Origin of the sequence: Paraburkholderia silviterrae (genome assembly GCF_004353915.1) — a bacterium.
Classification (GTDB): Bacteria; Pseudomonadota; Gammaproteobacteria; order Burkholderiales; family Burkholderiaceae; genus Paraburkholderia; species Paraburkholderia silviterrae.
Window position 1 is genome coordinate 530435 of the sequence record NZ_SMRP01000002.1, and the last position, 12441, is coordinate 542875.

Sequence of the window (12441 nt, forward strand, 5' to 3'; positions counted from 1 at the left end):
ATCGCAACGACAACAGCGGCCCAGCACGGCGCCGCGTAGACCCGCGAGGCATGGCATGAAGCGGCGCGACTTTCTGGCCGCGGCGGCCGCGATGACGGCCGCCGGCGCCGCATCGTGGCTGCCCGGCGCCGCGCATGCGCAAGGCGGCGTGGCCGCGCCGCGCCCTGCGAGCGGGTACGACAATCTGCTGATACTCATCGAACTCAAGGGCGGCAACGACGGACTGAACACGGTCGTGCCGTTCGCGGATCCGCTCTACTACAGCTATCGCGCGAACATCGGCGTGCGCCGCGGCGATGCGATCCAACTCGACGAACGCACGGCGTTGCATCCGGCGCTCGCGCCGCTCATGCCGATGTGGCGTGCCCACGAACTCGCCATCGTGCAGGGCGTGAGCTACGCACAGCCGAATCTCTCGCATTTCCGCTCGATCGAGATCTGGGACACGGCCTCGAATGCCGATCAGTACCTGCGCGAGGGCTGGCTCACGCGCGCGTTCGCGAGCGCGCCCGTGCCGGGGAGCTTCGCGGCCGACGGACTCGTGCTCGGCAGCGCGGAGATGGGACCGCTCGCCAATGGTGCGCGCGCCGTAGCGCTCGTCAATCCCGCGCAGTTCGCGCGCGCCTCGCGGCTCGTCACGCCGGTGTCGCTCAAGGAGCGCAATCCGGCGCTCGCCCATATCCTCGATGTCGAGAACGATATCGTCCATGCCGCCGACCAGTTGCGTCCGCGCCCCGGCCAGTACGTGCTGAAGACGGCGTTCCCGGCGGGCGCGTTCGGCGCCTCGGTGAAAACCGCGATGCAGGCGCTGGCCTCGGGCGAAACCGTGGCGGGCGCGCAAGGCGGGCCCGTGCCGGTGCCGGGGCAGGGCGTGGCTGCGATCCGGCTCACGCTCAACGGCTTCGATACGCATCAGAACCAGCCGCAGCGGCACGCGGACCTGTTGCGCCAGTTCGCGGCGGGCATGGTGGCAATGCGTTCCGCGCTCGTCGAGATGGGGCGTTGGGACCGCACGCTGATCGTCACCTATGCGGAGTTCGGGCGGCGCGTGCGCGAGAATCAGAGCCGCGGCACGGACCACGGCACGGCGTCCGCGCATTTCGTCGCGGGCGGCAGCGTGGCGGGCGGGCTCTATGGCGAGGCGCCGCAGCTCGCGCGCCTCGACGGCAACGGCAATTTGCCGGTGGCCGTCGATTTCAGGCAGATTTACGCGACGGTGCTTGGCAACTGGTGGGGGCTCGACGCGCCAGCAGTGCTGCAGCATCGCTTCGAGCCGCTGCCGTTGCTGCGCGTGTAAGCGCTGTGCATTAGCACCAGCAGCACCAGCAGCGCCGGTGTGCGTCTGCGCGTCACGCGCGTCGTGCGGCGCGCCAGGCTATCCAGAGCTTGCGAATCGGTGTGAGCACGATTTGCTGGTGCAGCACCTGGAAGCCTTCGCGTTCCACTTCATCGAGCAGCGCAAGCTCGAGCGCCGCGAGTGCGCGCAAGGTGCGCTGATGGCGGCGCTCCGAAGCGGGAATCGCATCGAGCGCGGCGTTCACGGCCTCGCGTGCGCGCGCCGTCTGGAACTGCATGAGCTCCGTGAACGCGTCGCTATAGCGGCGGTTGATCAGATCGGCAGCGGTGACGTTGTAGCGCTGCAATTCGTCGATGGGGATATAGATACGGCCATGACGCGCGTCGTTGCCGATCTCGGGCACGAGCTGCGCGAACATCAGCGCATTGCCGAGCGGCGAGGCCCAGTGTGCGACGCCTTCGCGCGCTTCGCCCGCGCGTGCGCCAACCTGCGCCACCAGCGTGGCGAACGTGCCGCCCACGCCGTCCATGTAGCGGCGCAGATTCGGCAGGTCGAGATAGCGCGCCTGCTCGAAGTCCATTTCGAAGCCGGCAAGCAACTGCTGAAGCAGCGGATAGACGCCGGCTGCGTCGTCAAGATGCTGGGCGAGCGCTTTCGTCACCGGATGCGTGGCGTTGCCGGCGGCCAGTCCGGCCAGTTCCTTTTGCCACCACGCGAGCTTGGTGCGGCCGACGGTTGGGTCGCTTGTTTCCTTGGCGGTTTCCTCGAGTTCGCGGCGCAGCGCGAAGAGGGCGGCGAGCAGCGGTTGATGGGCGGCGCTGGCCTGGCGCAGCGCGTAGTAGGTGCTCGATCCGGGCGGGGCCGCCTTTTGCAGGCAGTATTCGTCGAAATTCACGGCGTTCGGGGGCGAGGAGGGGCGCGCAATTGTGGGCGTCCCGATGGGGCAAACGCAGCAAGTGGCCGCGGAGCGGCGATTCTAGCACCGGCACGGGTTTGGGCTGGGCGGGCTGCGTAGGGAGGGCCGGAGATGCCGGGTGCGCACGCGCAGCCAGGGTGCAGACAAGCGCCAGGCAATCGGTTAGAATCTCGCGCTTGCGCTTTGCTGGTGGCTTATCCGGCCGCCCGGCTGTAGCGCAGGTCTGTATCGCACGCGATGTATCCCACGTCACACGCTCACGTGAACTCGCAGCGGTCTCGCCAGGCAAAGGATTCGCGTGAGTGGCGAAATTGGTAGACGCACCAGGTTTAGGTCCTGACGCCCGCAAGGGTGTGCCGGTTCGAGTCCGGCCTCACGCACCAAAAGCAAAGGCCACATACCTTACGGTATGTGGCCTTTTTTCTGCTGCCCACGCATTCGCTTATGCATTCGCTTAGGCATTCGATCACGCACGCCTGGGCCATCTATTCCGTTTATCGCGCGTGCCGCATCACGACTCTTCCTGGGCCGCCGCGATGACCTTCTCGAGCGCACGATTGAGCAGCTCGCGTTCCTTGTCGTCGAGGCAGGCGAACAGGTCGACGTTCCACTTGCGCGCGATGGGCATGACCTTGCGATAGAGCGCGCGCCCGTCGGTTGTGAGCGAAACGAGTACGAGGCGTCCGTCTTCCTCGCTGGCGTCGCGTTGCATGAGGCCGCGGCGCATCAACGCCTCGGCAGCGCGGCTGGCCTGGCTCTTGTCGAGATTCGCGTGGCGCGCGAGCTCCATCACCGAAAACGGGCCGAACGCACCGACGGCGGCAATGAGGCGCGCCTCCGGCAGCGTGATGCCGAGCTTGGCCTGGTAGCGCTCGCTCGCACCGCGTTCGGAAAGCTTGTTCAGGACATGGAGCCGATAGGTCAGATATTGTTCAAGTCCGGCTTTGCTTGCCTTCATGGTCGTCCTGGTCTGGTCGCGTGAGGTCTGCGCGATCATGCCGCGCTTACTCTAATTGTTGCCTCAACCAGCGCTCGGGTCAACGCGCAAGAACCCTCGTACGCCCACCTTGAGTGGGCGTACGAATCTATTAATCGCTTACTGCGGACAAGGGTGACGGCGCGCAAGCTAAAGTCAGACGAATCTTGCGCGCGCAGCGTTATGCGCCACGCGATCCGTACTTCAAGCGCGTGAGTTGCTCCGCTTCGTTCGCGAGCAGCGTGGCGGCTTCGCGGATGGCCGTGTCGAGCGTGATCGGGCCGGGCGCAGGCGAGAAGCAGCCGCTGAAGTGCTCGGCGAGACGCGGCAGCGCAGCCGGGTCCACCGCGCCCGAAAGCAGCGTGGCCGGCACACCGGCGGCCTGTGCATGGCGGCAGGCGATGAAGGGGGCTTTGCCGTGCAACGTCTGCACGTCGGAGCGGCCCTCGCCGGTGATAAGCCAATGCGCGCCCGCGAGTGCCGCGTCAAGGCCAATTGTGCGCGCCACGACTTCGGCGCCGGGCTCGAAGCTCGCACCGAGCATGCGCAGCGCAAAGCCGAGGCCACCCGCTGCGCCCGCACCGGCTTCGCCGCGTGCGTGGCGGCCGAGCGCCGCTTCGAGCAGATCGGCGAAATGCGCGAGGGCCGCGTCGATCGGCGCGACTTCTTCGGGCTTCACGCCTTTTTGCGGGCCGAACACGGCGGTCGCGCCGTGCCCGCCAGTGAGCGGATTGTCGACGTCCGACATGGCGACGAAGCTGGCTTCTGCGAGCCGCGCGTCGAGCCCGGAGACGTCGACGCGCGCCACGCTCGCCAGCGCTTGCGGTGTGGGTGCGAGCGCGTTGCCGTGTGCGTCGAAGAGTTGCAGGCCGAGCCCTGCGAGCAGGCCCGCGCCGGCGTCGTTGGTGCTGCTGCCGCCGAGCGCGACGTAGAAGCGGCGCACGCCTTCGTCGAGCAGCGCGCGAATCGCTTCGCCCATGCCGCGCGTGCTGCGCGCGGTGACCGGCACGCCCATGCCCACCGGGTCGGTGATGCCGACGATCTCGGCGGTCTCGACGATCGCGCTGCCATCATGCAGCAGGCCGACTGTAGCGTCGCGCCGTGCGCCGGACGCGCCTTCAACATTGATCACGCGGCGCTCGCCGCCCACGCTGAGCATCGCATCGAGCGTGCCTTCGCCGCCATCGGCCATCGGGCAGATGCGGATATCGGCGTCGGCACGGGCGCGGCGGATGCCGTCGGCGATCGCGGCGGCGACCCCATCCGCGCTGAGCGAGCCTTTGAAAGAATCGGGAGCAATGACGACGACGGGTGCGTCAGCAAACGTCTGGTTAGGCATGGTGTCTCGACAGGAAGAGTTGTGTTGGCAGAGGCTGTGACCGGCGGGGCGTCCGGCGCGAGCGTTAGCTTACCAGTGCCCGGGGGCGTGCTGGATACCTCAGGCGAGATAGCACGCATCGCAGGCGTTTCGCGGTGACCTGGCTCGAGGGTCGAAAGGGCTGAAAGCGCATGTTGCGAAGACGCTGGCGAAGCGTCGTGCCACTTGCCATCGAGCCTTGCACGGCACTTGAAATCGGGCCGGTCTCGCGCCGGGCTGGGTGTCATCTTTACGCTGGAACGGCAATTCCATTTGGGCGAGTCAATAGTTTGCTAAAATACTCGGCTCTTTTGACGGAACCGCGCCGCAAACCGCCCGATTCGGCCCAATTTAGCCGATTTGCAGCGGGATGGGTCTCGCGGATCCCGGAAAGGACGCCGCCCGTTCTGGCTCGATCAGACCGGCAGGCGGCGCCAACGAGGCACAAGCGAGACGCAAGTGATGCGGGTCACACCCTGTGCGGGCAGCCCCATCGGACTGCGGCAGCAAAGATTACTGATTACGCTCGAACAATTTTAGGACGATTGAAGCCATGGCTAACGTTGTTGAAAACCTCGGCAAGCTCGAACGCCGCGTGACGATTTCCCTGCCGAAGGACGCCGTGCAGAAAGAAGTCGATTCGCGCATCCGCCAACTCGCGAAGAACGTGCGCATGCCGGGTTTCCGCCCGGGCAAGGTGCCGCTGAAGATGGTCACGCAACAATACTCGGGCCAGGTGGAAGCCGAAGTCCTGAGCGACAAGGTCGGCAAGGAATTCTTCGACATCAGCCGCGCCGAGAACCTGCGCGTGGCAGGCCAGCCGAGCTTCGCGCCGAAAGTGGAAGCCACTGAAGGCGACTACGCATTCGACGCGACCTTCGAGGTCTATCCGGAAGTGACGCTCGGCGACGTCGGCACCGCCGAAATCGAGCGCACGACCACGTCCATCACCGAAGCCGAAATCGACCGCACGCTGGACATCCTGCGCAAGCAGCGCGTGCACTTCCACGCTCGCGGCGAAGCGGGCGAGCATGGTGACGGCGGCGCCGACACCGCAGCGAAGGAAGGCGACCGCGTGACGGTCGACTTCGTCGGCAAGATCGACGACGTTGCATTCCCGGGCGGCAGCGCTGAAGGCTTCGCGTTCGTGCTGGGCGAAGGCCGCATGCTGCCGGAATTCGAAAAGGCGGCGATCGGCCTGAAGAAGGGCGAGTCGCGCGAATTCGACCTCGCGTTTCCCGAGGACTATCACGGCAAGGAAGTCGCCGGCAAGACCGCGAAGTTCACGATCACGATGCAGCAGATCGAGTGGCCGCACCTGCCGGAAATCGACGGCGAATTCGCGAAGTCGCTCGGCATCGCCGACGGCGACCTCGTGAAGATGCGCGCCGAGATCAAGGACAACCTCGAGCGCGAAGCGAAGCGCCGCACCCAGGCCATCGTCAAGAACCAGGTCATGGATGCACTCCTGAAGATCGCCGAGCTCGACGTGCCGAACGCGCTTGTCGAGCAGGACCAGCAGCGCCTCGTCGAAATGGCGCGTGCGGACCTCGCGCAGCGCGGCGTGCCCAACGCGAAGGACGCGCCGATCCCGGCCGAGATGTTCAAGGAGCAGGCAGAGCGCCGCGTGAAGCTCGGCCTCGTGCTGGCCGAGCTCGTGAAGGCGAACAACCTCGAAGCGAAGCCGGAGCAAATCCGCGCTGAAGTCGACGAATTCGCGAAAAGCTACGAAGACCCGAAGGAAGTCGTGCGCTGGTATTATTCGAACCAGCAGCGTCTCGCCGAAATGGAAGCCTACGTCGTTGAATCGAACGTCGTGGACTTCGTGCTCGGCAAGGCCAAGGTGACGGACAAGCTGGTGAGCTTCGAAGAACTGGCAAGCGCAACGGCGCAGGCTTAAATCTGCCCGCTACGGCGTGCCGGCTGTCGGAGCACCGACGGCCAGCACGCCGTTTTTGTATCCGCAGAATATGGCCACACTCTTGTCGTGGTTGATTTTTGCAGGGTCCGTCGCCATTGAGCATTATCAGGGTTACCAGAACAACTCTTCCAGACAAGGATGCACCGCATGACCATTCGCGCTCAATCGCTGGACACGTTGACCTCCCACGCCTCGCGCGACCTCGAACCGCAGGCGCTCGGCCTCGTGCCGATCGTCGTGGAGACGAGCGGCCGCGGCGAGCGTTCGTATGACATCTACTCGCGCCTGCTCAAGGAGCGCGTGGTGTTTCTGGTTGGCGAAGTGAACGACCAGACCGCGAATCTCGTCGTCGCCCAGTTGCTGTTCCTCGAAAGCGAGAATCCTGACAAGGACATCAGCCTGTACATCAACAGCCCGGGTGGCTCGGTGTCGGCTGGCATGGCGATCTACGACACGATGCAGTTCATCAAGCCCGACGTTTCGACCCTTTGCATGGGCCTCGCGGCCAGCATGGGTGCGTTCCTGCTCGCGTCGGGCGCGAAGGGCAAGCGCTTCGCGCTGCCGAACTCGCGCGTGATGATTCACCAGCCGCTCGGCGGCGCACGCGGCCAGGCGTCGGACATCGAAATCCAGGCGCGCGAAATCCTGTACCTGAAGGAGCGCCTGAACCAGTTGCTCGCCAACCATACGGGCCAGCCGGTCGAGCGCATCGCGCGCGACACCGACCGCGACAACTTCATGTCGGGCGATGACGCGCAGGCCTACGGCCTCGTCGATCAGGTGCTGCACAAGCGCCCCTGATCCGGCACGCGTTTTTTGGCATCCTGTTTGCCAATTGATGGGGCCAACTGATGGTCCGCTCGCCTCGTGCGCGAACCCCGTGAAATACGGGATAGTCACGGGCGCGCGGACCGTGTGAAATAATCGGCAACGCGCTTCGCGGCCTGCGGCCAACGCCGTCACAGCAAGCGGTTCACGCGCCCCCCGGCCTCGCTGGGGGAAACGGCGTATCATGTAACAGAGTGTCCGGAGGCTCATTTATCCATGGCGGACAAGAAAGGTTCTAACAGCGAAAAGCTGTTGTATTGCTCGTTTTGCGGCAAAAGCCAGCATGAAGTAAAGAAACTGATTGCAGGCCCGTCGGTGTTCATCTGCGATGAATGTATCGACCTGTGCAACGAGATCATTCGCGACGAGGCCGCAGGCGCGGGCGTCGACGCGGCGCTGTCGCGCTCGGACCTGCCGAGCCCGCAGGAGATCCGCGATATCCTCGACCAGTACGTGATCGGGCAGGAGCGCGCGAAGAAGATCCTCGCGGTAGCGGTGTACAACCACTACAAGCGTCTGAAGCATCTCGACAAGAAGGACGACGTCGAACTCTCCAAGAGCAACATCCTCTTGATCGGGCCCACGGGCTCGGGCAAGACGCTGCTCGCGCAGACGCTCGCGCGCCTTCTGAACGTCCCGTTCGTGATCGCGGACGCCACCACGCTGACCGAAGCCGGCTACGTGGGTGAAGACGTCGAGAACATCATTCAGAAGCTGCTGCAGAACTGCAATTACGAGGTCGACAAGGCCCAGCGCGGCATCGTCTACATCGACGAAATCGACAAGATCAGCCGCAAGTCGGACAACCCGTCGATCACGCGCGACGTCTCCGGCGAGGGCGTGCAGCAGGCGCTGCTCAAGCTCGTCGAGGGCACGATGGCCTCGGTGCCGCCGCAGGGCGGCCGCAAGCATCCGAACCAGGATTTCATCCAGGTCGACACGACCAATATCCTGTTCATTTGCGGCGGCGCGTTCGACGGCCTGGAAAAGGTCATCACCGACCGCACGGAAAAAACCGGCATCGGCTTTGGCGCGAGCGTGAAGAGCAAGCAGGAACGCGACACGGGCGAAGTGCTGCGCGAAACGGAACCGGAAGACCTGATCAAGTTCGGTTTGATTCCGGAACTGATCGGCCGTCTGCCGGTGGTCGCCACGCTCGGCAAGCTCGACGAAGCCGCGCTCATGAAGATTCTGGTCGAGCCGAAGAATGCGCTCGTCAAGCAGTATCACAAGCTCTTCAACATGGAGCGTGTGGAACTGGAGATCCGTCCGGCCGCGCTGCAGGCTGTCGCCCGCAAGGCGATCCGCCGCAAGACCGGCGCCCGGGGCCTGCGCTCGATCCTGGAACAGGCATTGCTCGACGTGATGTACGAGCTGCCGGCCATGAAAGGCGTGAGCAAGGTGATCATCGACGACAATGTAATCGACGGCGACGGCAAGCCGCTCCTGATTTACGAGGACGCTCCAAAGGTTGCAGGCTCGAACTGATGGTGGTGATCGGCTAAAGAGTTCCGGGAAAGAGCCGTTCATACAATGGGATGAACGGCTTTTTCGTTTATCTTGAGGTCGATGGCGCACTTTTTTTGGAGTCACTGAACTTTTCCCACTTGCTCGAGGCTTGCAATCGGTTTTTCAGGCCTCACTTACCGAACAATTGATTCCACTCATGGGGAAATGAAATGTCAGGAACCCAACTCCTCCCGCCGGAACGCACCACGCTCCCGCTGCTGCCGCTGCGAGACGTCGTAGTCTTCCCGCATATGGTGATTCCCCTTTTCGTGGGCCGGCCCAAATCGATCAAGGCCCTCGAAGCGGCAATGGAAGGCGGCAAGCACATCATGCTCGTCGCGCAAAAGACTGCCGCCAAGGATGAGCCGACCGAAAAAGACATGTACGAAGTGGGATGTATCGCCAACATCCTGCAAATGCTCAAGCTGCCCGACGGCACCGTGAAGGTGCTCGTGGAAGGCCTGCAGCGCGCGAAGACGCTTTCCATCGAAGAGCAGGAAACGCAGTTCTCGTGCGAAGTCATGCCGCTCGAGCCCGATCACGCCGACAGCGCCGAAACCGAAGCGCTGCGCCGGGCGATCGTCTCGCAGTTCGACCAGTACGTGAAGCTGAACAAGAAGATCCCGCCGGAGATCCTGACCTCGCTGTCGGGCATCGACGAGGCCGGTCGTCTTGCCGACACCATCGCCGCGCACCTGCCGCTCAAGCTCGACCAGAAGCAGCACATCCTCGAGATGTTCCCGGTCGTGGAGCGTCTGGAGCATCTGCTCGCCCAGCTCGAAGCCGAGATCGACATCCTCCAGGTGGAGAAGCGCATCCGCGGGCGCGTCAAGCGCCAGATGGAGAAGAGCCAGCGCGAGTACTACCTGAACGAACAGGTCAAGGCGATCCAGAAGGAACTGGGCGAGGGCGAAGAAGGCGCCGATCTCGAAGAACTCGAGAAGCGCATCACCGCCGCGCGCATGCCCAAGGAAGCCAAGAAGAAGGCCGACGCCGAGCTCAAAAAGCTCAAGCTGATGTCGCCGATGTCGGCGGAAGCCACCGTCGTGCGCAACTACATCGACACGCTGATCGGCCTGCCGTGGCGCAAGAAGAGCAAGGTCAACAACGACCTCTCGAACGCCGAAGCCGTGCTCGACGAAGACCACTTCGGTCTCGAGAAAGTGAAGGAACGCATTCTCGAGTACCTCGCGGTGCAACAGCGCGTGGACAAGGTCAAGGCGCCTATCCTGTGCCTCGTCGGGCCTCCGGGCGTGGGCAAGACCTCGCTCGGCCAGTCGATTGCGCGCGCAACGAACCGCAAGTTCGTGCGCATGGCGCTGGGCGGCGTCCGTGACGAGGCCGAGATTCGCGGCCATCGTCGTACCTACATCGGTTCGATGCCGGGCAAGATCCTGCAGAGCCTGACCAAGGTTGGCGTGCGCAATCCGCTCTTCCTGCTCGACGAAGTCGACAAGATGGGCATGGATTTCCGCGGCGATCCGTCGTCGGCGCTGCTCGAGGTGCTCGATCCGGAACAGAACCACACGTTCGCCGACCACTACATCGAAGTCGATTTCGATCTCTCCGATGTGATGTTCGTCGCCACGTCTAACTCGCTGAACATCCCGCCGCCGCTGCTCGACCGGATGGAAGTCATCCGCCTCTCGGGCTACACGGAAGACGAGAAGGTCAGCATCGCCCAGCGTTACCTGCTGCCGAAGCAGAAGAAGAACAATGGGCTCAAGCCTGGCGAGATCGAGGTGACCGAAGGCGCGATCCGCGACATCATTCGCTATTACACGCGTGAAGCGGGCGTGCGTTCGCTCGAGCGTGAAATCTCGAAGATCTGCCGCAAGGTCGTGAAGATGTTGCTGCTGAAGAAGGCCGACAAGGCGGTCACGGTTGACAGCGGCAACCTCGACACCTTCCTCGGCGTGCGCAAGTACGACTTCGGTCTGGCTGCGAAGGAAAACCAGATCGGCCAGGTGACCGGTCTTGCGTGGACGGAAGTCGGCGGCGATCTGCTGACGATCGAGGCCGCGGTCATGCCCGGCAAGGGCAACGTGATCCGCACGGGTTCGCTCGGCGACGTCATGAAGGAATCGGTCGAAGCGGCTCGCTCGGTGGTGCGTTCGCGTTCGCGTCGTCTCGGTATCAAGGACGAGGCGTTCGAGAAGCAGGACATCCATATCCACGTGCCCGAAGGCGCGACGCCGAAGGACGGTCCGTCCGCAGGCGGTGCGATGACGACCGCGCTGGTGTCGGTGCTCACGGGCATTCCGGTGCGCGCCGATGTCGCGATGACGGGCGAGATCACGCTGCGCGGCGAAGTGCTGCCGATCGGCGGGCTGAAGGAAAAGCTGCTTGCGGCGCATCGCGGTGGCATCAAGCTCGTGCTGATCCCGGAAGAGAACGTCAAGGATCTCACCGAGATTCCGGACAACGTGAAGAACTCGATCGAGATCGTGCCGGTCCGCTGGATCGACAAGGTGCTCGAACTCGCGCTCGAGCGTGTGCCGCAGCCGTTGCCGGAAGAAGAAGTGAAGGCCGACGACGCCAAAGCGCCCGTTGCTGAGACGAAGGAAGCCGGCGCGACCGAAGTCGTCAAGCATTGAGCTTCACGTGAGCCGCGCCGATGGCGCGGCTTGCTGAAATGCTCGTCCCCCGAAAAACCCGCGGCATGTCCGCGGGTTTTTTATTGCCGGGCGCGTTTGCGAGCGGCGGCACGTCGTGCGCGCCCGTTAGATTCGTTGACGTTGCGCCAGGTGGACTGCGCCTGGCAAGCACACGGATAACGGCCATCGAAAGCGCGGGCGCATCGGGCCGAACCCTGCTTGACACGCTACTTTCGGCTCCGTTAAATGAGCGGGCTCTGGTTCCAGACCAAACCAGAGCCGTTTGTCAGTGATGTTCCTTGCCGGCGCATGGCGGCACATTGCGCCACCACGATTTGCCCAAACACATTCTCGGGGACTGGAATGAACAAGACGGAATTGATCGATCACATCGCGCAACAGGCCGATATCTCGAAATCGACTGCGGGGCGCGCACTCGATGCCATGATCGGCGGCGTCAAAGGTACGTTGAAGAAGGGTGGCTCGGTCACGCTGATCGGCTTTGGCACCTTCGCGGTCGGCAAGCGCACGGCGCGTACGGGTCGCAATCCGCGCACGGGCGCGGCGATCAAGATCAAGGCTGCAAAAGTTCCTAAATTCAGGCCTGGCAAAGCGCTCAAAGATGCGCTAAACTAATGGGCTTGCTACTTGATGATTGCGCGGCGAAATGCGGCAGTAAGAGTGGCAGCAAAAAGCGCAGCAGACGTTTGCAGCGGGAATCATGAAGCTGGGTGCTTAGCTCAGTTGGTAGAGCGGCGCCCTTACAAGGCGTAGGTCGGGAGTTCGAGCCTCTCAGCACCCACCACAGCTTCAGGTTCACACGACGCGCATCCTGCGCGCGATAGTAGCGCACGCAGTACATCAGCACGGAGCGGTAGTTCAGTTGGTTAGAATACCGGCCTGTCACGCCGGGGGTCGCGGGTTCGAGTCCCGTCCGCTCCGCCAGATCTATCAGCAAGAAGGCGAACTCCGGTTCGCCTTTTTTGTTGGCCGCTGTTGTAATATCGGGCGTTCTATTTTTCGGCGCCTTCCAACGCTTG

Annotated in this window: 9 protein-coding genes and 3 tRNA genes; 9 read left to right on the forward strand and 3 right to left on the reverse strand. The window is 63.7% G+C overall.

The features are described from left to right. Positions 1 to 55 precede the first annotated feature (55 nt). A complete protein-coding gene (locus tag EYW47_RS06615; protein ID WP_133194048.1) occupies positions 56 to 1297 on the forward strand; it encodes a DUF1501 domain-containing protein in 1242 nt (413 codons plus the stop codon). Between the two features lie 52 nt (positions 1298 to 1349). On the opposite strand, the gene EYW47_RS06620 is transcribed toward EYW47_RS06615, so the two are convergent. Next, positions 1350 to 2192, reverse strand: coding sequence for a squalene/phytoene synthase family protein (locus EYW47_RS06620; RefSeq protein WP_133194049.1), 843 nt, complete (start codon positions 2190 to 2192; stop codon positions 1350 to 1352). A 317-nt stretch (positions 2193 to 2509) separates the two neighbouring features. Here EYW47_RS06620 and EYW47_RS06625 point away from each other — a divergent pair. Then, a tRNA-Leu gene (locus tag EYW47_RS06625) sits at positions 2510 to 2596 on the forward strand. Positions 2597 to 2724: 128 nt separating this feature from the next. On the opposite strand, the gene EYW47_RS06630 is transcribed toward EYW47_RS06625, so the two are convergent. Beyond that, entirely contained in the window at positions 2725 to 3171 is a 447-nt protein-coding gene (locus EYW47_RS06630) for a MarR family winged helix-turn-helix transcriptional regulator (RefSeq protein ID WP_028216422.1), read from the reverse strand. Between the two features lie 199 nt (positions 3172 to 3370). Beyond that, positions 3371 to 4528, reverse strand: coding sequence for a glycerate kinase family protein (locus tag EYW47_RS06635; protein ID WP_133194050.1), 1158 nt, complete (start codon positions 4526 to 4528; stop codon positions 3371 to 3373). 571 nt (positions 4529 to 5099) lie between these two features. On the opposite strand from EYW47_RS06635, the gene tig reads away from it, so the two are divergent. The 7 genes from tig to EYW47_RS06670 all read left to right on the forward strand — a co-directional run bounded on the left by tig (position 5100) and on the right by EYW47_RS06670 (position 12346). Then, positions 5100 to 6446: a trigger factor gene (gene tig, locus EYW47_RS06640; protein ID WP_133194051.1), complete on the forward strand. Its 1347-nt coding sequence runs from the start codon at positions 5100 to 5102 to the stop codon at positions 6444 to 6446. Between the two features lie 168 nt (positions 6447 to 6614). After that, positions 6615 to 7268 carry an ATP-dependent Clp endopeptidase proteolytic subunit ClpP gene (gene clpP / locus EYW47_RS06645; protein WP_028216419.1) on the forward strand — a complete coding sequence of 218 codons (654 nt, stop codon included), beginning with the start codon at positions 6615 to 6617 and terminating at the stop codon, positions 7266 to 7268. A gap of 243 nt (positions 7269 to 7511) precedes the next feature. Further along, positions 7512 to 8783 (forward strand): ATP-dependent Clp protease ATP-binding subunit ClpX, encoded by a 1272-nt coding sequence (clpX, locus tag EYW47_RS06650; RefSeq protein WP_028216418.1) that lies wholly within the window; start codon positions 7512 to 7514, stop codon positions 8781 to 8783. Positions 8784 to 8974: 191 nt separating this feature from the next. After that, positions 8975 to 11401, forward strand: a complete 2427-nt coding sequence (lon, locus tag EYW47_RS06655) for an endopeptidase La (protein ID WP_133194052.1) — start codon at positions 8975 to 8977, stop codon at positions 11399 to 11401. A gap of 309 nt (positions 11402 to 11710) precedes the next feature. Next, positions 11711 to 12037, forward strand: coding sequence for an HU family DNA-binding protein (locus EYW47_RS06660; RefSeq protein ID WP_165976512.1), 327 nt, complete (start codon positions 11711 to 11713; stop codon positions 12035 to 12037). A gap of 93 nt (positions 12038 to 12130) precedes the next feature. Continuing rightward, a tRNA-Val gene (locus EYW47_RS06665) sits at positions 12131 to 12206 on the forward strand. Positions 12207 to 12269: 63 nt separating this feature from the next. Beyond that, positions 12270 to 12346 (forward strand) — tRNA-Asp (locus EYW47_RS06670). Positions 12347 to 12441: the final 95 nt, after the last annotated feature.